We start from the raw sequence: 21,156 nt of genomic DNA on the forward strand, positions 1-21,156 counted from the left end.
TAAATAGCTTTTGGTTCATTATGATCCAAAAGCTAAATTCGAGCTTCTTCAGGATACGACTGTTTACAAAAAAAGCCATTAATATTAACTAATGCATTGTTTTTAAGGTGTATTTTGCTTTTTATTGATGTTGGGGCATTTTTTGAAAATCACAGCAACATTGTATTGGTCAATGTTGCTGTACAGGTTAGGAAGTATTTAGAACATGATGATCTAAATGCTTCTATCGCTGTACATATGAGGTCAATATGATTTCTCAATTAAGCAAAAGTATTCGTCAGTACATGTTAGTGACGTTTAACTATTGGAACTTTACGGTGACCGATGGCGCACTGCGTATGCTGGTGGTGCTCTATTTTCATGACTTAGGTTATTCCACGTTAGCTATTGCCTCACTGTTTCTTTTCTATGAATTTTTTGGTGTGGTGACAAACCTGGTTGGTGGTTGGTTGGGCGCAAGGTTAGGCCTAAATAAAACCATGAACATTGGTTTAGCGATGCAAGTGTTTGCGTTGCTGATGCTCGCAGTACCAAATGCATGGCTGACCATTGCTTGGGTGATGGCAGCGCAAGCTCTGTCGGGGATTGCCAAAGATCTGAACAAAATGAGTGCTAAGAGCGCGATTAAAACGCTAGTACCAGACGAGCAGCAAGGTGCGCTCTACAAATGGGTAGCGATTTTGACTGGCTCGAAGAATGCACTCAAAGGAGCGGGCTTTTTTGTTGGTGGCTTGCTGCTGTCTTGGGTGGGTTTTCAAAACTCGATGTTTATTATGGCGGGTGTACTTACATTAGTGTTTATTTGCAGCATGATCTGGCTAGAAGCGGACATGGGTAAAGCAAAGAGTAAACCTAAGTTTCGCCAAATATTCTCCAAGTCTGAATCGATAAACATTTTATCCGCAGCTCGCATGTTCTTGTTTGGTGCTCGTGATGTGTGGTTTGTCGTTGCTCTGCCTATTTATCTTGGTAGCGTGTTTGGCTGGGATCACTTGTGGGTTGGTAGCTTTCTCGCTGCGTGGGTCATTGCTTATGGGTTTGTGCAAGGCTTTGCGCCGCGTATTACTGGCAAAGCGCAAGGTCGTGTGCCTGATGGTAGTGCAGCATTGGTGTGGGCAGGAGTCCTAGCGTTAATTACGGCTGGTATTGCTTATGGTGTGCAAATCGGTTGGCAGCCTGAATTGGTGATTGTGGTAGGTTTGATGATTTTTGGCGCTGTGTTTGCCATTAACTCTTCGCTGCACTCGTACTTGATAGTGAGCTACGCTAAAGGCGATGGCGTCTCGTTGGATGTTGGTTTTTACTACATGGCCAATGCGGTGGGACGTTTGATTGGCACGGTATTATCGGGTTGGATCTACCAAGAGGCTGGTCTTGCAGCGTGCTTATGGGTTTCTTTTGCTTTCTTGGCACTGACGACGCTGATTTCAATTAAGTTGCCAAAAGCTGATGTTGCTACTGCGTAACTATCCCCAGTATCGCTATCTGTAGATGGTATAAATGGCTCCAAATCGGAGCCATTTTTGTTTCTTATGCGCCGTTTGCTGTAATCAGATTGTGTCGGTTTGGCATCGAGAGTGAATACTGATGCTTGGTTTTTGGTTCTCGTTAAGTGATTAGAGTGGTGATGAAATCCCCGTTGTAGGTCATTGTTGAGTTAAAAATAAGCAAAAACAGATTGTTAACCATTTCACTGGTTGAGATTTACCCTATGCTATAAACGATAAGCGACTCAAAGTAGGGAAAGGTATGAGAGAAAGGGTTCTGTTTTTTGATTTATTGCGCTGTTTCGCAGCGGTAGCAGTGATCGCCATTCACGTCTTGGCACCGTATCGAAATGAGTTAGGAGTGATTCCATTTGACCAATGGCTGACAGCGGTAGGCGTGAATAGCGTAACCCGCTGGGCAGTGCCAGTTTTTATTTTGATCACCGGAGCGCTAATGCTCAGTGACACTCGACCATTTGACGGTAAGTATTATATCAAAAGGCGTTTGGGCAAAGTTTTAGTTCCATTCCTTATTTGGTCGATGTTTTATGCATACCTTTCAGGTTGGACTTCTCAAGGCTTTGATTTTGAAACCGTAAAAGAGGTATTAAGCAATAGCCCATTCCACGCAACGTATTACCATCTCGGCTTTTTCTATTACTTTATACCACTGTATTTTGTGATTCCGCTGTTTCAATGGATGGTACGCAACGTGGATGACAACGTCTTGTATACCTATCTCGCATTTTGGCTTTTCACCAGCACACTGTTCTTGTTCAAGATTGATGGCCCTTGGAGTAATCAGATGTGGCTTTATATGGGTTACCTTCCACTGGGGTATGTTTTATTTCAAAAGGTACCTTTGAATCGCTCTATGGTGACCCTATTTGTTGGGCTAGGACTCGTGGCGTTGGCAGTGACCTTTACGATGGTTGTGACAAATAGCTTAGAGGCGGAGAAGTATACGGTTGGGCGCTGGCTCTCTTATAAAACACTGAATGTGATTCTAGCAGCTTCGATGATTTTTATGATCGGGCGTTACTTTGGTGAAGGCTTATCACCAAAAGTACAAAAAGTGGTAAGTGTGATCAGTCAGCACAGCTTAGGGATTTACTTACTTCATCCTATTTTCTTATGGCCGATGAAAGAGTTCGGTTGGTACACAGGACATCCTGCGTGGGTGATTCCAGTCTGGATCGTTCTAAGTGGAGCTGGAGCCTTGGCGATGAGCTATCTCTTTTCTCGTTCTGCCAAGACTCGTTGGTTACTGCCTTAACGTTTGATAGCGAAGTGAAGGAACTTGTTGCCGCGATAGGTCAGTGTTCCCTTATCTCCAGGATTGAGTGCATGGTAGTAATGCACTCCAATTTGGAATTCACGCTTTGGACCGATAGAACCACGTTGAACGTAAATCCAATACTCTTGATCGTCTTGACCTGGTGGTGCGTTTGGTATGTCTATCGCTTGTTTATCTAAAACCGTTACCTGCGCGCTTTGCTCTGGAGCGTCTTCGCCCACATAGTGCTTACTATAAAAACGGAAAAACACCCAAGCGCCCAAGGCAATAAGGGCGAATAGGGCGACAATAAGTGAGATTGGCATATTAACCTCCAATGTTTTATCGGGTCCCATTCTACAGAACTCGCTGACGAAACGATGAGTTGAGGTAACTTATTCATAATCTAATGAAAGGGATATGGAGATTATTCGGCGCACTTCACGATTTATCTTAATGATGCGCGATGAAATCGTCGCTTCATCTGCAAGCGAAGTCACTAAAGCTGAACGAAGCGGCTTTCACTTGTTAGGCTATATGAGCTCAAGGGCACAAATTGAAAGTAAAATTACACTTAACGGCTCGAAAAAGCTCTAAATTTATAGAAGAATAAAAATAATGAACATAGGAAGGGTCTGGTAAGGAGGGTTACGATGTCAGATATTGAAAAAGTAGTCATGCGTACCCGAACGATCGAAAAACTTTTGCGTACTCAGTACCATGCAGAAGGGAAAGGGTTGCACCAACTTATTAATAGTTGTGAAGAACGTTTACCGCATGACGTGATAGCAAAGCTTCGATTCATCGCGACAGTGCGTAATAAAGTGGTGCACGAAGACGATTACAAGCTGGATGATCGTAAAGGCTTTATGGCGGCATGTGATGCTTGTGAAAAAGAGCTGACACCAAGAAGCTCTCGCTTTATTTGGCGTACAGCAATTTTGCTAATGACGTTGATTACGCTGGCCGCTCTTGGTTTCTACTATATGCACTGGGATATTTTGTCTAAGCACATTCAGTAGAGCAATACAGATAAATAAAAAAGGACGCATTTGCGTCCTTTTTTATTTTAAATCATTTGGTTAGTACATCATTGGCAGTGTCATTAAACCCACAACCACTGCAATCATAACCAGCCCTTGTTTTTGAGAAGATGAAATCATAACACTACCCCTTAATCTTTGATGAACTCGATGAATTTAATATAGCACTGTTTTTGGGGTTTGATCAACATATGCTCGTTAATCTTTTCAAAAACCACACTTAACTTGTCTGGTTTTACGTGATTCTGACTAATGAAACTATGTTTTTTGTCCTGTATTTAAAGTGTTCACATTGTTTTGTTTTTATCCTTTTTGTTTTTAAGTGTTTGATTTTATAATGTTAAATGGTTTGTGGTGTTGGCTTTGTAATTGTTTTTTGTTTCGAATAGTATGTTGGGTCTTTATTTTGTCTGTATTTCTCAAAAATTGAGAAAATTAAAAAATGTGCTATGAGGTTGCATCGTCAAATCGAAAGCATGGAGTGAGATTTTCTTACCTTATGAGAAAATATGGGCTTCAAAAGTGTTTAGTGATTTTATGGTTTATGAAGTCCGCACTTTTATCTGTTATTGAAATTATGATTTTATTTATCATTGACTTACTTTTCTTGTCTGATGTTTTTTTTACTGAATTAAGGTCAGTTTTCTTAGTTTTTACCCCTAATCATCAGTAGTTTTTCCTCTCTTAGAGTGCTACTAAGACTATTTTCTATTTTGTGTCTGTTATTTATTCTTGTTGCCTGCATTACATACATTCTGGTGGTTTAATCGTCAGTTTGTGAAATGGCGGCTTACCTGGAGCACTTATCTGTTTTTCAGTTAAATAGTTTTAGAAAGCGCTGGTTATTGTGTCGTGTGATTTGATGGGTTCGGCTGATGAGCAAAGCTTGGCCCCAATGTTTAGTGGCATCATTCAGGCTCATCGGCTTTATTATTACGTAGGCTGAGGGTTACAAAATGTTTCGAATCGCTAGCGAGATCCAACTTTCGTAGATTGCGTCTTTACATCAAAACTGGTCTACCTAGACTAGCGGCGAGTTTAAGTAAAAGGTGTATACTGCATGTGGAGTTGGCTGGCGATAGGGCTATCAGGTGTGTATTCCGTGTTGGGAGCAAAGCAAGCTAACCCGACACAATCCCTCGTGTTTAAAATCTTTACTCTGCTACTTCTTCTTGTGTTGGTGTTAACTCAAGGTGCATCCGCAACATATACCTACTGGATTGCGGGTGGGCTTATTGTGTCTATGGTGGCAGATACGCTGCACTCGTTTAAAACTCGTAAGCTAATCTATTTTACGGCTTATCTGGTTGCCCAGGTATGCTACAGCAAGTCATTTTGGGTGCAGCTTAATGGTGAGATTGTCTGGTGGCTGTTGGCCCTGCTGCTTGCAGCGAGTATCGTAGCGTTCTTTTTGTTGCTACCTCAACTCGACTCTCTGGTATTCCCCGTTGTGATCATGGGGATGATGCTGGTTCAACTTGCTTGGGCTGCCGGTGAAGTTTGGTTACAAGTGCCGAGTTACGCCAATGCTATCGGCTTTAGCGGAACCTTAGTTCTGATCTATTCGGCGCTGGCATACGCGATACATGGTTATCGAAAACCGATGAAACACGCCTATTTGTGGGTGAGTGGCAGTTACTTTTTTGCTCATGCCCTCATTGTTGCCTCAATCATTTACTAATTTAAGTCAAAGCAGCTCTTGAGGATTTCAGTAAACTGAACGCATTGTTCTTAATAACTGGAGTCAATAATGAGTGAAATCCATGCTCACGAGCTGCTAAACCTACTTAGAGAAACGCCAATGGATCGCGAAGCCCTCACACAGCACTTTGGCGCTAGCGTTCGCTTTCACACCTGTAAACTGAATGATCTAGACTTAGATGCATTACTAGCATTTTTGCTCAAGCGCGACAAAATTCGTGAGCTTGAAGGTAAGTTTGTGGTCAATATGGCGCGAGTTTGCAATCACTAAACGGCGGCTAAGATCGAGGGTGAATATGGTGTTTTCGCCCTCAGTCATATACTCATGTTGTCAGTTTGCTATACACTGGCCGCCATTTTTTAGGTGAGGCCAGAATATGGACATTCTTTCTGCAGCGACCATGCTGTTTCTAATCATGGACCCTCTCGGTAACTTGCCGATTGTGTTGTCTATTCTCAAACATATCGATCCCAAGCGTCGTCGTAAGGTATTGATTCGTGAACTACTGTTTGCCTTACTGATTTTGATGCTGTTTCTGTTTGCAGGACAAAGCATCTTAAGTTTTTTGCATGTCCAGCCAGAAACGCTCAGCATTTCAGGTGGCATTATTCTCTTCATTATTGCGATTAAGATGATTTTCCCGAGTGCTGGCAGCATCACTGGACTGGCAGCAGGCGAGGAGCCCTTTATTGTTCCGATGGCCATTCCTATGATCGCGGGCCCTTCAGTGATTGCAGCCTTGCTTTTACTGTCTTCGCAACATCCAGAGAAAATGTTGGAAATGTCAGCATCAGTCGTAATTGCGTGGGGCGCAACATTTTTTATACTGATGTTTTATGGCTTCTTTAATCGCTTGTTGGGTGAACGTGGCTTGAAGGCGGTAGAACGCTTAATGGGCTTGTTACTGGTGATGATCTCCACTCAAATGTTCTTGGATGGTGTAAAAAGTTACATTGGGTGACGAACAAAACGCAGAAAAAAAGCCGCTCACAAGAGCGGCTTTTTCGTATCTGAGCGATTACATCATGTGTTTACGACGAATATCGAGTAGGGCAAAAATACCAAAAATCAGGATTGAATATTTTTCCCAACTGCTCATTTTTATTTTGTCGCCAAATGCACCAATGAAGATGGCCATTTGTAAACCGTGCATGATGAACAAAAAAGCGGTCATGATGTATAGCGCAATCGCGGCATTGCCGGGAAAGGGCATAAAAATATTTAGGATTAATACTAACCAAACAAAGGCGATAGCCGCTTTGGCCAGCATAATTAGTGCTTTCATTTAAGTATCCTTTTAAATCGAGGCGTTATGCGGAGGTACGTTCGTACAGACGATAGCTCACTTGGCCTGCTGTTTTTTCTCGATGTAATTGCCAGTTTTCTGGTAAGTCGGCAATATTGAGTTCTTTTTCTGTTTCAATATAAATCATCGCATCTTCCGCGAGCCAGCCATTTTGTTCTAGCAGAGCCACGGTCTCATCCAATAGACCTTTGCGAAACGGTGGGTCAATAAACACCACATGGTGAGCAGAACCCGGTTGCTTCAAAAAACTCAGTGCGTCGGTATTTACCACTTGGATGTTGTTCGCGTTAAGAGAGGCAACATTCTTTTGTAACTGTTGGAAAGCTTGTGGGTTTAGCTCAACCATGGTCACTTGCTCTGCTTGGCGTGAAGCTGACTCAAATCCCAAGCCGCCAGAGCCAGCAAACAAGTCGAGACATTTTGCCTGTGGTACATCTTGAGCTAACCAGTTAAACAGCGTTTCTTTGACGCGATCGGTCGTGGGGCGTAAGCCTTCAGCATCGTGTACAGGAAGTTTTCTGCCTCTCCATAAGCCACTAATAATGCGAACAAAGCCCGTTGTTGGCTTTTTTTGTGATGAGTTTTGCTGGCGACGTCTTACCATAGATTTTTTGACCGCTAATAAAGTGATACTATATCTAATCGCCCAAGCAATGAGCTTGGAGCTTGGATACAGCCCAGAATATTCAAGATGACAGAGTGTAACACTAATAAGATTAGAATTACCTAATCGGAAAGTTTTCAGAACTTTGTCATTAGCCTTTTTTAGACAGATAATAATCTTGTCAAAAAAGAGTCATTAATAGATAAAAGAACAATCTAGGATAGCCCCAGATGACGGAAAAAAAGAAGCGCGGATTACTTTCGTGGCTAGGTTTTGGTGACGAAGAACAAAGCCCAAAACCAAAAACTGAAGAAACAGTAAAAGAAGAAGCAGTGGAAGCGCCTTCTGAAGAGCAGCAAACCGAAGCGGTTGCTGAGCAAGCGGAAGCAACGCCAGAACTTGAAGAAGAAGCGAAACAATCAGAGGCTGCCCCAGCAGAAGCAGAAGCAGAAGCAGAAGCAGAAGCAGAAGCAGAAGCAGAAGCAGAGGAGCCAGAAGTCGTATCGGCCGCGCCTCGTGTTCAAGAACAAGAAAAGCCAACAGAAAGCTTTTTTGCTCGTCTTAAACGCAGCCTAAGCCGAACAAAAGCAAATATTGGTGCTGGCTTCTTCGGTCTATTCAGTGGTAAGAAAATCGATGAGGACTTATTTGAAGAGCTAGAAGAGCAACTGCTTATTGCTGATGTGGGCATGAATACCACAACAAAAATCATCAACAACCTGACAGAAAAAGCCACACGTGGCGATCTGAAAGACGGCGAAGCCCTTTATGGTTTGTTGAAAGAAGAAATGGCTGAGATTCTTTCTAAAGTCGAACAGCCACTAGAAATCGATAGCAACAAAACGCCTTACGTCATCTTGATGGTAGGTGTAAATGGCGTGGGTAAAACCACGACCATCGGTAAGTTAGCGAAGCAGTTCCAAACTCAAGGCAAAAAAGTGATGCTTGCAGCGGGCGATACTTTCCGTGCCGCAGCGGTTGAGCAGCTACAAGTGTGGGGTGAACGTAATAATGTTCCTGTGATTGCTCAACATACTGGCGCAGACAGTGCCTCTGTTATCTATGATGCGATTGAAGCGGCAAAAGCACGTGGTGTGGATGTGGTGATTGCTGATACAGCAGGTCGTCTACAGAACAAAGCGAACCTAATGGAAGAGCTGCGTAAGATTGTACGTGTGATGAAGAAAATTGATGACTCTGCACCACATGAGATCATGCTAACGCTTGACGCAGGTACAGGACAAAATGCCATTAGCCAAGCGAAACTTTTCAGTGATGTTGCCCCTCTAACCGGGATTACTTTGACTAAGCTGGATGGTACAGCCAAGGGCGGCGTAATTTTCGCTATTGCTGATCAGTTCGGTATTCCAATTCGTTACATTGGTGTGGGTGAAGGTATCGAAGACTTGCGTCCATTTGAAACTCAAGAGTTTATTGACGCACTGTTTAGTCGTGAAGAATAAAAAGAGTTAGAGGAAATCAACGGTGATCAAATTTCAGCAAGTAAGCAAAGCTTACCGAGGTGGTCGACAAGCACTGCAAAAAGTCGATTTTCACCTGAGGCGCGGTGAAATGGCGTTTTTAGGCGGACATTCCGGGGCTGGTAAAAGTACCTTGCTGAAATTGATCTGCGCGATAGAGCGACCAACCGATGGCAAAATCCATTTTAATGGCCACGACATCACGCGTATTCCAGGCAAAGACATCCCTTTTTTGCGCCGCAATATTGGGATTGTTTTTCAAGATCATCGCCTATTGATGGATCGCAGTGTGTACGACAATGTCGCTCTGCCAATGCGTATCGAATCGATTTCTGAAAACGAAATCAAACGCCGTGTTTCTGCGGCGTTAGATAAAACGGGCTTACTCGATAAAGCTCGTTGTCTACCTAGTCAACTTTCTGGTGGTGAGCAACAGCGCGTCGGTATTGCCCGTGCTGTGGTTAATCGACCAACGTTGCTGGTGGCTGATGAGCCTACGGGTAACCTTGACCCAGAATTATCCAACCGTGTGTTGCGTCTATTCGAAGAATTTAACCGTGCGGGCGTGACTATCCTACTTGCCACGCACGATGTGGGGTTAGTAAACACTCGCCCACAGTATCGTCATTTTGAATTGAACCAAGGCTTCCTAAGTGAGGTAGAAGACTATGGCAGGTAACAAGCACTCCCAAAAGAAGGGGAAAGGCCGCAGTGCCAAGCGTGCGAATACCGATGGTTTTTTCTCTGTCCACGCAAAACAAGCTAAATCCTCTTTTAGCGCCTTATGGCAACGACCACTAGGCAACATTCTGACTCTAGCGGTCATCTCCATGGCACTTGCCATGCCAGCTTGTTTGTATCTATTGGGGAAAAACGTTGCGGGGGCAGCGGAAGATGTCGCTTCTCCTTCACAAGTTAGTGCTTACTTAGTTGAAGGTATGCCGGATGCGCGAGTGATGGTTCTCAAAGATCAAATTGAAACTTGGCCTTTGGTAAAAGAGGTAGAGTATATTTCACCGCAACAAGGTCTATCTGATTTAAGCCAATATGCAGGGTTCGACCAAGCTATCAGCCTCTTAAGTGGCTATGCGCTACCTGGTGTGTTGGTGATTACGCCAGATTCGGAGCTAAAAAGTGATATTCAGTCATTAGCCAAAGACGTTCGAGAGCAACAAGATGTGACCGACGTGAGACTTGACGAAGACTGGCTAGCGCGTCTTGATGCCATCAAAACTCTCGCGAGTATTATTGTCATTACCCTGACAGTGCTGATGCTCGGTGCGGTATTTTTAATCGTTGGCAATACATTGCGATTTAATGTGCTGGCGAATAAAGAAGAGATTCAAACCATGAAACTGATCGGTGCGACGGACAGTTTCATTCTGCGCCCTTACTTGTACACAGGTATGTGGTTTGGCGTGTTAGGTGCCACTATTGCGTGGTTGGTAACGGCTTTAGTGACCATTGTCATGAATAGTGCGGTGGAAGACCTTGCTGCGTTGTACGATAGCCAGTTCCGCCTGATTGGTCTAAGTTGGGATGAATCTTTGTTACTAATCATCATTGGGAGTCTTTTGGGATGTATTGCGGCGCGCTTTTCTGCGCAACGACATTTAAAAGAAATTGAACCAGTTTAAGTGATGGCGGTCTTATTACTTGGATTTCATTAGCACTAGCTAATTTTGAACCCTTGCTTAGACCAAATGTTTATGGATAATTGCTTCCCCTTCTTGAAACTTGTTCATTTTGAGTTCAAGATATCGAAGCTAAATTGCAATGTAATGCTCCAGATCAGAGATTGATGAGGAATTGAATGACAAAAGAAGCGTATCCGATGGCTCTAGTCACGCAAGATAGCCTTGATAGCTATATTCGCTCAGTAAACAGCTACCCAATGCTGACTGCAGACGAAGAGCGTGAGCTGGCAGAACGATTACACTATAAAGGTGAGATTGAGGCTGCAAAAGGTCTAATTCTTTCGCACCTACGATTCGTTGTTCACGTTGCTCGTGGTTACTCTGGCTACGGTTTGCCAATGGCGGATCTTGTGCAAGAGGGTAACATCGGTCTAATGAAAGCCGTTAAGCGTTTTAACCCAGAAGTAGGGGTTCGCTTGGTTTCTTTTGCTGTCCACTGGATCAAAGCAGAGATCCACGAATACGTGCTACGTAACTGGCGTATCGTGAAAATTGCGACCACTAAAGCGCAACGTAAATTGTTCTTCAACCTGCGTAAGTCGAAAAAGCGCTTGGGTTGGTTTAACAACGGTGAAGTGGAAACCGTTGCGCGCGAGTTAGGTGTTGAGCCTTCTGAAGTTCGCGAGATGGAATCACGCTTAGCGGCGGTGGATTCAACCTTTGATATGCCAACTGATGAAGACGACAGTTCAAACGCTTACACAGCGCCGATGCTATACCTAGAAGACAAATCGTCTGATGTGGCCGACAACATTGAAGCCGCCAACTGGGAAATGCACACCAACAATCGCTTGGGTCATGCATTAGCGAGTTTGGATGAGCGTAGTCAGCGCATCGTGCGTTCTCGTTGGTTAGATGATGAGAAAGCAACATTGCAAGACTTAGCTGATGAGTTCGGTGTTTCTGCCGAGCGTATTCGCCAGCTAGAAAAAAATGCAATGAAGAAACTAAAATTGGCCGTGGGTGAATTTTAATTTCCACTGCTAATTGAAAGTAAGATTTTCATAGAAGGCCGAGATCATGTGATCTCGGCTTTTTTATTGTCGATCGAAAATCGATAGCGTTTGCGATCCGGATTTTATGTGCTACCTGTGTATAACTCTGTGAAGTAATTATTTATCAACTGTTCGAAACCCGGACAAAATAAGGGATTCAAGCACTTTTCCATCTGGGGATAGTTATAGATATACACACAGTTAGATCAGGATCATCACTACATATTGTGGATCAAAAGATCCAAATACACTTTATCAACGCAATTCACAGCTTTATCCACAAATGGTTGGAATGTGTACACTTTTGAAAACCCTGATTATCCATGTGTCTAAGTTTGCCGTTGGATAGGTTACAATAGCGGCAGTATACCCAAGCAGCTTCAAATATGGATTTTATGCTGTACCACGGGTGCTGATTAGTACGTTAGGTTCGAGGTTGCTTGGGTATATTAATAAGACAATGAGAAAGTAAATGGATCAGTTTAAGCATATCGATGTACAAGGTGCGCAAGCGCTGCTCGAGCAGGGTGATGCGAAGCTTGTAGATATCCGTGACCCTCAATCGTTTGCCGTTGCGCATGCGGAGTCCGCGTATCACTTAACTAACGATACGATCGTTGCGTTTATGGATGAAGTGGAGTTCGAACAACCTATTCTAGTGATGTGTTACCACGGTATTAGTAGCCAAGGTGCGGCGCAATATTTGGTTAACCAAGGCTTTGAACAGGTGTACAGTGTAGATGGTGGCTTTGAAGCCTGGCATCGAGCAGAACTACCGATAGTGAGAAGTTAATGAAGAGATTGGTAACGTTAAATAATCCACGTATGGCGCAAGCCTTTATTGATTATATGGCCTCTCGCCAAATTGACATCGAAATGATGCCAGAAGGGGATGGGCAATTTGCGCTGTGGCTGACTGATAGCCAGCATGAAATAGAAGCGGAAGCCGAACTTAAGCAGTTCCTTGCTAACCCGTCTGATTCAAAATACAGCGCCGCCTCGTGGGACGTTGCCGATACTCGTAAGAGCACATTTCATTATTCCAGCCCGAGTATCATAAGCATGGTCAAAGCGAAAGCTGGCCCCATGACTTTGCTGATCATGACAGTCTGTATCATCATCTACTTGTTACAAATGTTTGGCTTTGGCAATGGCGTGTTTAAGTTGTTGCACTTCCCGGCTTTTGAGGGGCAACAATGGCAAGTGTGGCGATGGCTAAGTCATGCGTTACTGCACTTTTCAGTAACTCACATCGTGTTTAACTTACTATGGTGGTGGCAGTTGGGTGGCGACATCGAACGTCGTCTCGGTTCCGGTAAGCTATTGCAACTCTTTGTGGTGTCGGCAGCGCTTTCAGGGGCAGGCCAGTTCTATGTTGAAGGGGCTAACTTCGGCGGCTTGTCTGGCGTGGTCTATGCACTGCTTGGTTATTTGTGGATATTAGGTTACCGCTTGCCACATTTAGGCCTTACGCTACCTAAGCCAATCATCGTCTTTATGTTGGTATGGTTAGTTCTTGGTTTTGTGCAGCCATTTATGGCGATTGCAAACACCGCTCACTTAGTTGGGCTACTGTCGGGGATGGCGATTGCGTTGTTTGATTCTGGCAAGATGAAATACCAACAGCAAGCTTAAAGCAGATGAAATGAAAAGACCGCTCAAGAGCGGTCTTTTTTTATGTTCAAAACGGATTTGGGTTTATTGATAAAGGTATTTTGTAAACAACAAATCGGCAATGATGGTTTTACCTGTTTCAGGCAAAAGCGTTTCGTTGAGGGTCGTCACTAAGGTTTTGCGCAGATCTTCTCGGCCAGACAGGGACTTAATCGTATCTTCTGTTTGCTTACCCAATAATTCAATCACTGCATCGCGAATCAAAGGTTGGTGATGCTCAACAACTGATAAATCTTGTTGACTCATTACCATGATGTCGATGCGCACTTGCACATAACCTAACTTTTTGCCTTTGGTGTAAAAGTTAGTAGTGAGGTCAGGCTCTAGGGTAAAGTATGCCAACTTAGGTCCAGCTTCTTCCGTTTCAGCCCAACTTGGTGCGGCGAATAGTATGGTTAACGCAAAAATAATTTGGGCTATATAACGTTTGTACATATTTCTAACTTTTCTTTCTCTGGATCGCGATATTCGAATCGCTTCAGTCTTGATACAATGGGCCGTCTATAACAAATAACGGAACTTACGGTTACATACATTACTATGGACGGTAAGTTGTTGCTTTATTGTACGCATAAAGCCTCCAATTGAATACTAGTATGAATCAGCCAACATCACTCTATCTTGCTTCTTTATTGGAAGTAGAGTGGCAAAACCCCGAAGAATTCGAATTTCCAAATGAATTTGCCAAGCATTGGCTTGAAGAGCAAGGGTCTTTGTCACGTCGTTTAAAACAGCACTGCCAAGCGTTAACGGTAGAATTACTACAAAATCAGATCGTCACTGCAGCGACATTAAAACAGGACGAAAGCCAGTTATTGTCCGAACAAGATTGCTTACTGAGAGAGGTAATTTTGTGCGGTGACAATAATAACTGGGTTATTGGGCGGACATTGATTCCTCGCTCAACCTTAGTTGATCAGCAGTATGATTTGGCTCAACAAGGGGATATCCCATTAGGATTAACAGTGTTCAGCGCAGATAACGTTGAGCGAGACTCTTTACAAATGGGATGGGTAGCCGTACCAGAAGGACGTTTGTTAGCGCGACGCTCAAGGTTGTGGATGAATCACAAACCGATGCTAGTTGCTGAGTTATTCTTATCTAATTCACCAGTTTACGCTAAGGAGACAGTGTAAATGTCCGCAGAAAAAGCCAAAGCATATTGGCAACTGATGCGCATGGATCGCCCGATTGGTTCACTGTTACTGATGTGGCCAACGATTTGGGCGCTAATTATCTCAGCCCAAGGGATGCCAAGTTGGGATGTATTCATCGTGTTTGTATTGGGGGTATTCCTAATGCGTAGTGCGGGGTGCGTGATTAATGATTTTGCAGATCGCAAAGTCGACGGCCATGTAAAGCGTACTAAGCAACGTCCACTGCCATCAGGGAAAGTGACAGCAAAAGAGGCGATTGGATTATTTTTGGTTTTGGGTATCAGCTCGTTTTTGTTAGTGCTGACCATGAACCCGTTGACGATTCAGCTATCCTTCGCTGGCATTGTGTTGGCGTTCATCTATCCATTTATGAAGCGTTACACTCATATTCCACAGCTATTTTTAGGCTTGGCTTTTAGCTGGGCGATTCCAATGGCTTGGGCTGCACAAACTGGGGAATTACCATTGATTGTTTGGTTTTTGTTCCTCATTAACGCTTTGTGGACCATTGCGTACGACACTCAATATGCGATGGTAGACCGAGATGATGATCTAAAGATTGGTATTAAATCGACGGCAATTCTGTTTGGTCGTCATGACAAGCTTATTATTGGTGTGTTGCAACTGATTACACTCGCGATGTTGGTTTGGTTAGGGCAGTTCTACCAATTGGGACAAAGTTATTACTGGACCCTTTTGATTGCAGCGTCATTGTTTGTTTATCAGCAGCACTTAATTCGTCACCGTGAGCGTGAGTTGTGCTTTAAGGCTTTCCTTAACAACAATTATGTTGGCATGGTGATAGCGATAGGGTTACTGGTCGCATTTTGGTAAGCGAAGAAATAGAAAAAGGCATCCGATTGGATGCCTTTTTTCTTATTGGAAGAAGGTAAAACGGTTACGACCGAAGTTGGTGAATACTCTCTTCGATCGTCAGTTTCACTTCTGGATAAAGCAGAGTGAACAGTAGTCGTGCAAATTGCTGCGTTTTCTTCGTGTCACAGTTACCATCGTTATCAAGGTATTTTTGCTGTTTGAGCGTATTGAACATGGCGGTAAACACACCTTTATCGAAGAATTCTGGCGCATTAATACCGTGTAAACGCCCTAGGCGCTGAGCAATATCTTGGCTCTTCTGCTCTAGGTCCGATTTACCCAGTTCAGGGTAAGCAACAAGCAAGTTCATCGCGATAGAGTAGCGTTGCAGCGTTTCAGTTATCGTACGACCTAGCAGAACCAAAGGCTGGTTGTTCGATTGATTGATTTCCAGCTTATCACCATCAAGACTAATCATTTTCTGCTCGGCAAATTCATGCAGTGTTTTAACGACCAATTCATCTAACTCGTCTTCTTGGTAACTTAAGAACAACTCTTTCTTCAAGAATGGGTAGATTTGCGCGACATTCGCTTGAATCTTGGCTACCGAAAGGTTGCGCTGACGAATGAGCATTTGGGCAATTAATGACGGCAGAGCGAACAAGTGAATGATGTTGTTGCGATAGTAAGTCATCAGGATCGATTGGCTACGGTCCAGCGAAATGATGTCACCCATGCTATCGGTTTCAATCACGAACTTATCAAGCGAAATTGCATGATCGACCAACTCCTCAGCACTTTCGGTAGGGATAGTGGAGGTGCTTGAGTACGGATTATTTTTGAGTAGCTTTAAGTAACACTCGATCTGATTGATCAGCGAGTCACGAGAAAGTGCACGTTGACGAGAAGCAAGCAGTGCGGTTGCACACAAGGTCAACGCGTTTGCTGCCGCCGCATCGTTGATGTGCGTCATCATCTTATTAGCAAGGTCGTTGACCACAGGATTCATCCATTGTGGTTTGTTACCACCCATGCTGTCGATGTCTTTCGTCCACTCAGGAGCATGCTCGTTCAAGTATTGGTTGAGCTGAATTGGCTCACCGAAGTTCACATAGCCCAAACCAAAGTTACGCAGTTTACGCAGAGTACGCAGTACAAGCCCTGCGTTTTCTTTCTCTTTGCGTTTGCCACGCAGCTCTTTCGCGTAAGTGCCTACTTCCATTACGTGCTCGTAACCGATGTAGACCGGCACTAGTGTTACTGGGCGGTTTAGACCACGTAGCATTGCTTGGATGGTCATAGCCAGCATACCCGTTTTCGCTTGCAGTAAGCGACCTGTACGTGAACGACCACCCTCACTGAAGTACTCGACTGAATAGCCTTTGGCAAACAGCTCAGCTAGATACTCTCGGAAAATGGTTGAGTACAGTTTGTTGCCTTTAAAACTACGACGAATAAAGAACGCCCCACCGCGACGGAAAAGAGGACCGGCCGGGAAGAAGTTCAAGTTAATGCCTGCCGCAATGTGCGGAGGCACCATGCCTTCATGGTACAAAACATAAGACAACAGCAGGTAGTCCATGTGACTACGGTGACACGGAACGTACACAATTTCGTGGCCGTCTTGCGCTAAACGACGCACAGTCGAGGCGTTATTGATGTGCAAACCTTGGTATAGTTTTGTCCATAACCAACTCAGGATGCGGTCGCCGTTTTTCACCAGACTGTAGGAGAAGTCGGCGGCGATTTCATCCATGATGTCGTGGGCTTCTTTACGTGCCTTATCAATCGAGATGTTTTTGCTCTTGGCTTCGTCAGCAATCGCCAGTTCAATAGCTGGAGATTTTAGTAAACGAGCAAACAACACTTGGCGTTGTGGCAAGTTTGGGCCTGAAGCAGCCAGTTTCTGGCGTGAGAAGTGGATACGCGCCACGCGAGCCAGTTTGTGCGCAATTGCGCTGTCGGTACCGTGAGAGTCTGCCATATAACGCAGAGATACCACGGGACTAAAGCGAACTAAGCAGTCGCGTCCCGCCGCCATTACTGCTTTGGCTTTTTGCGGACCATTCATCGGTTGAAGGTAAGGCTTTTGGTTCTCTTCTTTACCTGGCTTACGACCCCAAAGCACGGTTGCAGGGATCATTTGAACATCCAACTCACTATCCAGCTTGTGCAGTTCCAGTAAGTCAGTGAACAGAGAGACAGAATCGGTTGGGACATCATTATCGTTGTTCATCACAGTTGGACGCGCAGCGATAAAGACGAAACGGTTCAGCGTTTTGCCATTGATTTCCAGCGGGCTGAGCGGGTCGGGTAGACCAAGGCTCATGGCTTGTTTTTGCAGTGTCAGCAAATCCACGTTCGAGCGGAACGGCAGGGCATATACAATCGGTTTAGTTAGGTCGATGTTCAGATCTTCAATCGGGTTCGACGGGATTGTGGTGCCCTTTACCAGTACCGATAAAGGTAGTTTTAGTAATGAACGTGAAAATGATTGTCCAGAAGACATAAAGTTCACAGCCTCAATAGGTATTCAAACAGGCCTAACCTTATTTCAGTTTCCGCTTTGCATGTCTTCTCTATAAAAAGAGATGAGTACGGCAATAGAAATAAGCCTAGGCGATAAAATTTAAGCGCTGCAAGGATACCAGAAACTGGTCAAACCTTTTAATTTTATTGGCTGTAAATTAGTCGAACCCCTAAGTTATTGCTTTGACTTGATTAACTGAAAAGTCGGTGTTTTAAACGAATAAAGAATGAACTTAATCGGTAAGCTGAAAGCTCCCCACAAATAAATTAAAAAACAACCAATTGGGTTTTCATTTGAGCATTTACTGGATATACTCACAGTTAACTGTATAAAAAGACAGGTGAGACATGAAGCCGTTAACGCCACGCCAACAACAAGTCTTCGATTTGATCAAAAGTAAAATCGATGACACCGGAATGCCACCAACTCGTGCAGAGATTGCGCGTGAGCTTGGCTTCCGCTCTGCGAATGCCGCAGAGGAACACCTAAAAGCGCTTGCTCGTAAGCAAGCAATTGAAATTATTCCAGGCGCTTCTCGTGGGATTCGTATCCTGCTTGAAGACGCAGCCAATGATGAGCAGGGTTTGCCTTTGATTGGTCAAGTCGCAGCGGGTGAGCCAATTCTGGCTCAAGAGCACGTAGAGGCGCACTACCAAGTCGATCCTGCGATGTTCAAACCGCAAGCGGATTTCTTACTTCGTGTAAATGGCGAGAGTATGAAAGACATCGGGATTATGGATGGCGATCTGCTCGCGGTGCATAAAACCCAAGACGTGAGAGACGGTCAAGTTGTCGTTGCGCGTGTTGATGATGATGTGACTGTGAAGCGTTTGGAGCGCAAAGGTTCAACCATATTACTGCATGCTGAGAATGAAGAGTTTGCCCCAATTCAAGTGGACTTAACGTCTCAGCACCTTACGATAGAAGGCTTAGCCGTTGGTATTATTCGTAATACCGATTGGATGTAAGTGCATTTAAGCAGCCCAGTTCATCTGGGCTGTTTTGTCTTTTCTCTTCTTTTCTCTTTTTCTACCTCCTCCAAAAGCTTGCTTATCATCTTGACCTTGTTTGTTTTGACCAATTTATAAGCTTGATAATGTAATTGATATTCATTATCATCTTTATTAATGTCTATGTTTTCTCTCTGGCGCAGGAAATGCCCATGTCTCAGTCTAAACATCAAGTTCCTAACCATTTATTAAAGCCACTGTTATTGCGTAGCCGTGAAAGCATGGTCGACAATGGCTTGGTGTACGATCCGATAGCTGCTAAAGCGTGTTTGAGCTGTAAGATGGCGCCGGATTGTTTGAGTGGTGATATTGCGCAGAAGCAATTGCTGCACGTGACGCTGACTCAGCTTTGTGACCAGCAGGTTAGCCACTTCTTACAGCAGTATCCCGATGCTTGGATAATCAATGTCGGAGCGGGGTTGGATACCCGCTTTTATCGTTTGGATAATGGACGCTGCCATTGGATAGAGCTGGATGTGACGGAAAATTTGGTATGGCGTCAGCGCTTGTTCCACAAAAATGAACGCTATGAACATCGCTGTGGCAGTGTGGATGAAATGTCGTGGCTAGAGACGTTAGTTATTCCAGAGCAAGCACCGGTACTCATTTTATGTGAAATGGCACTGCTCGATTGCACAGAGCGTCAAGTCGCGAAATTTATTCAAACCTTGGGTCGACATTTTGTTTCTGCTGAACTGTGTATGGTGCTGGCAGGAGATTTAACGGAAACCAAGTGGGGACAAAAGCTTGGCTCTGATCGTTATGCTCATGGCTTTGAAGCACCTGCAGCACAGATATTGCAATGGTTACCATGGGCACAATGGGTGAAAGCTTTCTCGCCATTCGATAGATTCTGTTCTCGTTGGAAAGCTTGGCAGCGTTGGCTTAATAAGATTCCAATGTTGAAGCATCGCCTCACGCCAGTCCTCGTTCACATCAAGTGGTAATTGGCTAGTCGTTAAGCGCTCAGGTACACTCGTCGATCTTACTGATGAGGTGCCTGTGACAAATTCAATCTTCTCTCCTTTATCTAACCCAAAAGTTCATCGCCAAGTTTTAGCTTTAGCGATACCTATGGTGCTGTCGAATATTACTGTTCCATTGCTCGGTTTGGTCGATGCTGCGGTGATTGGTCATCTAGACCACGCTTGGTATTTGGGTGGTGTTGCGTTGGGCAGCACCATGATCAGCGTGACGTTTTGGCTGCTTGGTTTTTTGCGTATGTCGACTACTGGGTTGGCGGCGCAGTCCTATGGCGGTGAAGACCGAAAGCAACTTGCCTTGGTGTTTATGCAAGGCTCACTTATGGCGCTGCTGTTTGCGTTAGTCTTCCTTATTGCCCATAACCCGATTGCTGATTTGATCTTTGGCTGGAGTGACGCCAGCGCAGAGGTAAAACACTACGGCATGCAATATTTCTCTATCCGTGTGTGGAGTGCCCCCGCAGCGCTAATGAACTTTGTGTTGTTGGGGTGGCTGCTCGGAACGCAAAATTCCAAAGCACCAATGTGGATGGTGATCATCACCAACGTGACTAATATTGCCCTCGATTTGTTGTTTGTGATTGGTTTGGGGTGGAAAGTAGAAGGCGCTGCGCTGGCATCAGTGATTGCTGACTACTCAGGCATGGGTTTTGGTCTCATGTGTGTCTGGAAAACCTGGCGAGAGAGACAATTACCATCACCTCAAAAGTTGCTAGCCAGCACTCAACACGGTTTAGGGCGCTTCGTGAAATTGAATCGCGATATTTTCTTGCGCTCTTTGTGTCTGCAAGCGGCTTTTAGCTTTATGACGTTCCAAGGTGCGAGCTTTGGTGATGAGGTTGTCGCTACAAATGCGGTTCTGATGAGCTTCCTGATGATTATCTCGTATGGCATGGATGGCTTTGCTTACGCAATGGAGGCCATGGTCGGGAAGGCGATTGGTGCCAAAGATAGGCAACAATTGAGTGAATCGCTTGTCGGCACTTTCTTTTGGAGTTTGGTTATTTGTTTAGGACTGACCGCGCTCTTTGGTTTGGCGGGATCCCAGTTGATCGCCATGATCACTTCAATTGAGGCGGTACAACAGCAAGCAGCGGTGTATCTACCTTGGCTGGTGGTGATGCCACTTGCGTCGATGTGGTGCTTTCTATTGGATGGCATTTTTGTCGGTGCAACCAAAGGCAAAGACATGCGCAATAGCATGTTTGTCGCGACTAGCAGTTTCTTTGTTGTCTTTTACTTGTTCGCCGAGTGGGAAAATCACGCGCTGTGGTTTGCAATGACGAGCTTTATGTTGATGCGGGGTATTGGTTTAGGGGTTATCTTTCTCTACCAATGGCACAAGGATACCTTCCTAGCACAATGTTGATATAAAAACAGCAGGTCCAAGCCTGC

22 protein-coding genes are annotated in these 21,156 nt (G+C 44.5%); 17 read left to right on the forward strand and 5 right to left on the reverse strand.

The features are described from left to right. Nucleotides 1-248 precede the first annotated feature (248 nt). Nucleotides 249-1,466: an organoarsenical effux MFS transporter ArsJ gene (gene arsJ / locus UQW94_RS23165; protein WP_136977232.1), complete on the forward strand. Its 1,218-nt coding sequence runs from the start codon at nucleotides 249-251 to the stop codon at nucleotides 1,464-1,466. A 283-nt stretch (nucleotides 1,467-1,749) separates the two neighbouring features. Then, nucleotides 1,750-2,763, forward strand: a complete 1,014-nt coding sequence (locus UQW94_RS23170) for an acyltransferase (protein ID WP_017636080.1) — start codon at nucleotides 1,750-1,752, stop codon at nucleotides 2,761-2,763. Here the strand turns inward: UQW94_RS23170 and UQW94_RS23175 are convergent. Further along, the gene (locus UQW94_RS23175; protein ID WP_005389668.1) at nucleotides 2,760-3,089 is read right to left on the reverse strand and encodes a DUF2500 domain-containing protein; all 330 of its coding nucleotides are present in this window, start codon (nucleotides 3,087-3,089) and stop codon (nucleotides 2,760-2,762) included. The genes UQW94_RS23170 and UQW94_RS23175 overlap by 4 nt on opposite strands. 327 nt (nucleotides 3,090-3,416) lie before the next feature. Here UQW94_RS23175 and UQW94_RS23180 point away from each other — a divergent pair, with 327 nt between their 5' ends. The 4 genes from UQW94_RS23180 to UQW94_RS23195 all read left to right on the forward strand — a co-directional run bounded on the left by UQW94_RS23180 (nucleotide 3,417) and on the right by UQW94_RS23195 (nucleotide 6,469). Continuing rightward, entirely contained in the window at nucleotides 3,417-3,785 is a 369-nt protein-coding gene (locus UQW94_RS23180; protein WP_005378717.1) for a hypothetical protein, read from the forward strand. 1,081 nt (nucleotides 3,786-4,866) lie between these two features. Then, nucleotides 4,867-5,487: a lysoplasmalogenase gene (locus UQW94_RS23185; protein WP_005389670.1), complete on the forward strand. Its 621-nt coding sequence runs from the start codon at nucleotides 4,867-4,869 to the stop codon at nucleotides 5,485-5,487. A gap of 69 nt (nucleotides 5,488-5,556) precedes the next feature. After that, nucleotides 5,557-5,778 carry a YecH family metal-binding protein gene (locus tag UQW94_RS23190; RefSeq protein ID WP_005378711.1) on the forward strand — a complete coding sequence of 74 codons (222 nt, stop codon included), beginning with the start codon at nucleotides 5,557-5,559 and terminating at the stop codon, nucleotides 5,776-5,778. 106 nt (nucleotides 5,779-5,884) lie between these two features. Beyond that, a complete protein-coding gene (locus UQW94_RS23195) occupies nucleotides 5,885-6,469 on the forward strand; it encodes a YhgN family NAAT transporter (RefSeq protein ID WP_005389671.1) in 585 nt (194 codons plus the stop codon). A 57-nt stretch (nucleotides 6,470-6,526) separates the two neighbouring features. Here the strand turns inward: UQW94_RS23195 and UQW94_RS23200 are convergent, their stop codons facing one another. Further along, nucleotides 6,527-6,793 carry a DUF1145 domain-containing protein gene (locus UQW94_RS23200; RefSeq protein WP_005378704.1) on the reverse strand — a complete coding sequence of 89 codons (267 nt, stop codon included), beginning with the start codon at nucleotides 6,791-6,793 and terminating at the stop codon, nucleotides 6,527-6,529. A 25-nt stretch (nucleotides 6,794-6,818) separates the two neighbouring features. Continuing rightward, nucleotides 6,819-7,418: a 16S rRNA (guanine(966)-N(2))-methyltransferase RsmD gene (rsmD, locus tag UQW94_RS23205; RefSeq protein WP_005378702.1), complete on the reverse strand. Its 600-nt coding sequence runs from the start codon at nucleotides 7,416-7,418 to the stop codon at nucleotides 6,819-6,821. Between the two features lie 230 nt (nucleotides 7,419-7,648). Between rsmD and ftsY the strand changes: the two genes are divergently transcribed. The 6 genes from ftsY to glpG all read left to right on the forward strand — a co-directional run bounded on the left by ftsY (nucleotide 7,649) and on the right by glpG (nucleotide 13,226). Then, nucleotides 7,649-8,881, forward strand: a complete 1,233-nt coding sequence (ftsY, locus tag UQW94_RS23210; RefSeq protein ID WP_104979838.1) for a signal recognition particle-docking protein FtsY — start codon at nucleotides 7,649-7,651, stop codon at nucleotides 8,879-8,881. Between the two features lie 22 nt (nucleotides 8,882-8,903). Next, a complete protein-coding gene (gene ftsE, locus UQW94_RS23215) occupies nucleotides 8,904-9,578 on the forward strand; it encodes a cell division ATP-binding protein FtsE (protein WP_005378697.1) in 675 nt (224 codons plus the stop codon). After that, nucleotides 9,568-10,536, forward strand: coding sequence for a permease-like cell division protein FtsX (gene ftsX, locus UQW94_RS23220; RefSeq protein WP_005378695.1), 969 nt, complete (start codon nucleotides 9,568-9,570; stop codon nucleotides 10,534-10,536). The genes ftsE and ftsX overlap by 11 nt, the downstream gene beginning before the upstream one ends. A 176-nt stretch (nucleotides 10,537-10,712) precedes the next feature. After that, nucleotides 10,713-11,570 (forward strand): RNA polymerase sigma factor RpoH, encoded by an 858-nt coding sequence (rpoH, locus tag UQW94_RS23225; protein WP_005378693.1) that lies wholly within the window; start codon nucleotides 10,713-10,715, stop codon nucleotides 11,568-11,570. A 493-nt stretch (nucleotides 11,571-12,063) separates the two neighbouring features. Then, nucleotides 12,064-12,384, forward strand: coding sequence for a thiosulfate sulfurtransferase GlpE (gene glpE / locus UQW94_RS23230; protein ID WP_005378691.1), 321 nt, complete (start codon nucleotides 12,064-12,066; stop codon nucleotides 12,382-12,384). Continuing rightward, a complete protein-coding gene (gene glpG / locus UQW94_RS23235; protein ID WP_017821294.1) occupies nucleotides 12,384-13,226 on the forward strand; it encodes a rhomboid family intramembrane serine protease GlpG in 843 nt (280 codons plus the stop codon). Before glpE ends, glpG begins: the two co-directional genes overlap by 1 nt. Nucleotides 13,227-13,289: 63 nt before the next feature. Here the strand turns inward: glpG and UQW94_RS23240 are convergent, their stop codons facing one another. Next, the gene (locus UQW94_RS23240) at nucleotides 13,290-13,700 is read right to left on the reverse strand and encodes a flagellar basal body-associated protein FliL (RefSeq protein ID WP_005378687.1); all 411 of its coding nucleotides are present in this window, start codon (nucleotides 13,698-13,700) and stop codon (nucleotides 13,290-13,292) included. Between the two features lie 161 nt (nucleotides 13,701-13,861). Between UQW94_RS23240 and UQW94_RS23245 the strand changes: the two genes are divergently transcribed. Next, the gene (locus UQW94_RS23245) at nucleotides 13,862-14,401 is read left to right on the forward strand and encodes a chorismate lyase (RefSeq protein ID WP_005378686.1); all 540 of its coding nucleotides are present in this window, start codon (nucleotides 13,862-13,864) and stop codon (nucleotides 14,399-14,401) included. Next, nucleotides 14,402-15,256: a 4-hydroxybenzoate octaprenyltransferase gene (ubiA, locus tag UQW94_RS23250; RefSeq protein ID WP_005378684.1), complete on the forward strand. Its 855-nt coding sequence runs from the start codon at nucleotides 14,402-14,404 to the stop codon at nucleotides 15,254-15,256. Nucleotides 15,257-15,320: 64 nt separating this feature from the next. Here the strand turns inward: ubiA and plsB are convergent, their stop codons facing one another. Then, nucleotides 15,321-17,747 (reverse strand): glycerol-3-phosphate 1-O-acyltransferase PlsB, encoded by a 2,427-nt coding sequence (gene plsB / locus UQW94_RS23255; protein WP_213970092.1) that lies wholly within the window; start codon nucleotides 17,745-17,747, stop codon nucleotides 15,321-15,323. Between the two features lie 368 nt (nucleotides 17,748-18,115). Here plsB and lexA point away from each other — a divergent pair, with 368 nt between their 5' ends. From lexA to dinF, 3 genes are all read left to right on the forward strand, one after another. Continuing rightward, on the forward strand, nucleotides 18,116-18,736 hold the full coding sequence (gene lexA, locus UQW94_RS23260; RefSeq protein ID WP_005378682.1) for a transcriptional repressor LexA: 621 nt from the start codon (nucleotides 18,116-18,118) through the stop codon (nucleotides 18,734-18,736). Between the two features lie 194 nt (nucleotides 18,737-18,930). Next, nucleotides 18,931-19,725 (forward strand): class I SAM-dependent methyltransferase, encoded by a 795-nt coding sequence (locus UQW94_RS23265; protein ID WP_017636072.1) that lies wholly within the window; start codon nucleotides 18,931-18,933, stop codon nucleotides 19,723-19,725. A 55-nt stretch (nucleotides 19,726-19,780) separates the two neighbouring features. Further along, nucleotides 19,781-21,130 (forward strand): MATE family efflux transporter DinF, encoded by a 1,350-nt coding sequence (dinF, locus tag UQW94_RS23270; protein ID WP_225474223.1) that lies wholly within the window; start codon nucleotides 19,781-19,783, stop codon nucleotides 21,128-21,130. The last annotated feature ends 26 nt before the right edge of the window (nucleotides 21,131-21,156 follow it).

Origin of the sequence: Vibrio sp. PBL-C16 (assembly GCF_034321865.1) — a bacterium.
Classification (GTDB): domain Bacteria; phylum Pseudomonadota; class Gammaproteobacteria; order Enterobacterales; family Vibrionaceae; genus Vibrio; species Vibrio alginolyticus.

Bases quoted from the DNA above. Each gene is read 5' to 3' on its own strand.
- plsB (WP_213970092.1), bottom strand. From the start codon at position 17,747: ATGTCTTCTGGACAATCATTTTCACGTTCATTACTAAAACTACCTTTA.
- UQW94_RS23190 (WP_005378711.1), top strand. From the start codon at position 5,557: ATGAGTGAAATCCATGCTCACGAGCTGCTAAACCTACTTAGAGAAACG.
- UQW94_RS23185 (WP_005389670.1), top strand. From the start codon at position 4,867: ATGTGGAGTTGGCTGGCGATAGGGCTATCAGGTGTGTATTCCGTGTTG.
- ubiA (WP_005378684.1), top strand. From the start codon at position 14,402: ATGTCCGCAGAAAAAGCCAAAGCATATTGGCAACTGATGCGCATGGAT.
- rsmD (WP_005378702.1), bottom strand. From the start codon at position 7,418: ATGGTAAGACGTCGCCAGCAAAACTCATCACAAAAAAAGCCAACAACG.
- UQW94_RS23240 (WP_005378687.1), bottom strand. From the start codon at position 13,700: ATGTACAAACGTTATATAGCCCAAATTATTTTTGCGTTAACCATACTA.
- UQW94_RS23195 (WP_005389671.1), top strand. From the start codon at position 5,885: ATGGACATTCTTTCTGCAGCGACCATGCTGTTTCTAATCATGGACCCT.
- UQW94_RS23245 (WP_005378686.1), top strand. From the start codon at position 13,862: ATGAATCAGCCAACATCACTCTATCTTGCTTCTTTATTGGAAGTAGAG.
- UQW94_RS23180 (WP_005378717.1), top strand. From the start codon at position 3,417: ATGTCAGATATTGAAAAAGTAGTCATGCGTACCCGAACGATCGAAAAA.
- rpoH (WP_005378693.1), top strand. From the start codon at position 10,713: ATGACAAAAGAAGCGTATCCGATGGCTCTAGTCACGCAAGATAGCCTT.
- ftsX (WP_005378695.1), top strand. From the start codon at position 9,568: ATGGCAGGTAACAAGCACTCCCAAAAGAAGGGGAAAGGCCGCAGTGCC.
- lexA (WP_005378682.1), top strand. From the start codon at position 18,116: ATGAAGCCGTTAACGCCACGCCAACAACAAGTCTTCGATTTGATCAAA.
- UQW94_RS23170 (WP_017636080.1), top strand. From the start codon at position 1,750: ATGAGAGAAAGGGTTCTGTTTTTTGATTTATTGCGCTGTTTCGCAGCG.
- ftsY (WP_104979838.1), top strand. From the start codon at position 7,649: ATGACGGAAAAAAAGAAGCGCGGATTACTTTCGTGGCTAGGTTTTGGT.
- UQW94_RS23200 (WP_005378704.1), bottom strand. From the start codon at position 6,793: ATGAAAGCACTAATTATGCTGGCCAAAGCGGCTATCGCCTTTGTTTGG.
- arsJ (WP_136977232.1), top strand. From the start codon at position 249: ATGATTTCTCAATTAAGCAAAAGTATTCGTCAGTACATGTTAGTGACG.
- UQW94_RS23265 (WP_017636072.1), top strand. From the start codon at position 18,931: ATGTCTCAGTCTAAACATCAAGTTCCTAACCATTTATTAAAGCCACTG.
- glpG (WP_017821294.1), top strand. From the start codon at position 12,384: ATGAAGAGATTGGTAACGTTAAATAATCCACGTATGGCGCAAGCCTTT.
- UQW94_RS23175 (WP_005389668.1), bottom strand. From the start codon at position 3,089: ATGCCAATCTCACTTATTGTCGCCCTATTCGCCCTTATTGCCTTGGGC.
- glpE (WP_005378691.1), top strand. From the start codon at position 12,064: ATGGATCAGTTTAAGCATATCGATGTACAAGGTGCGCAAGCGCTGCTC.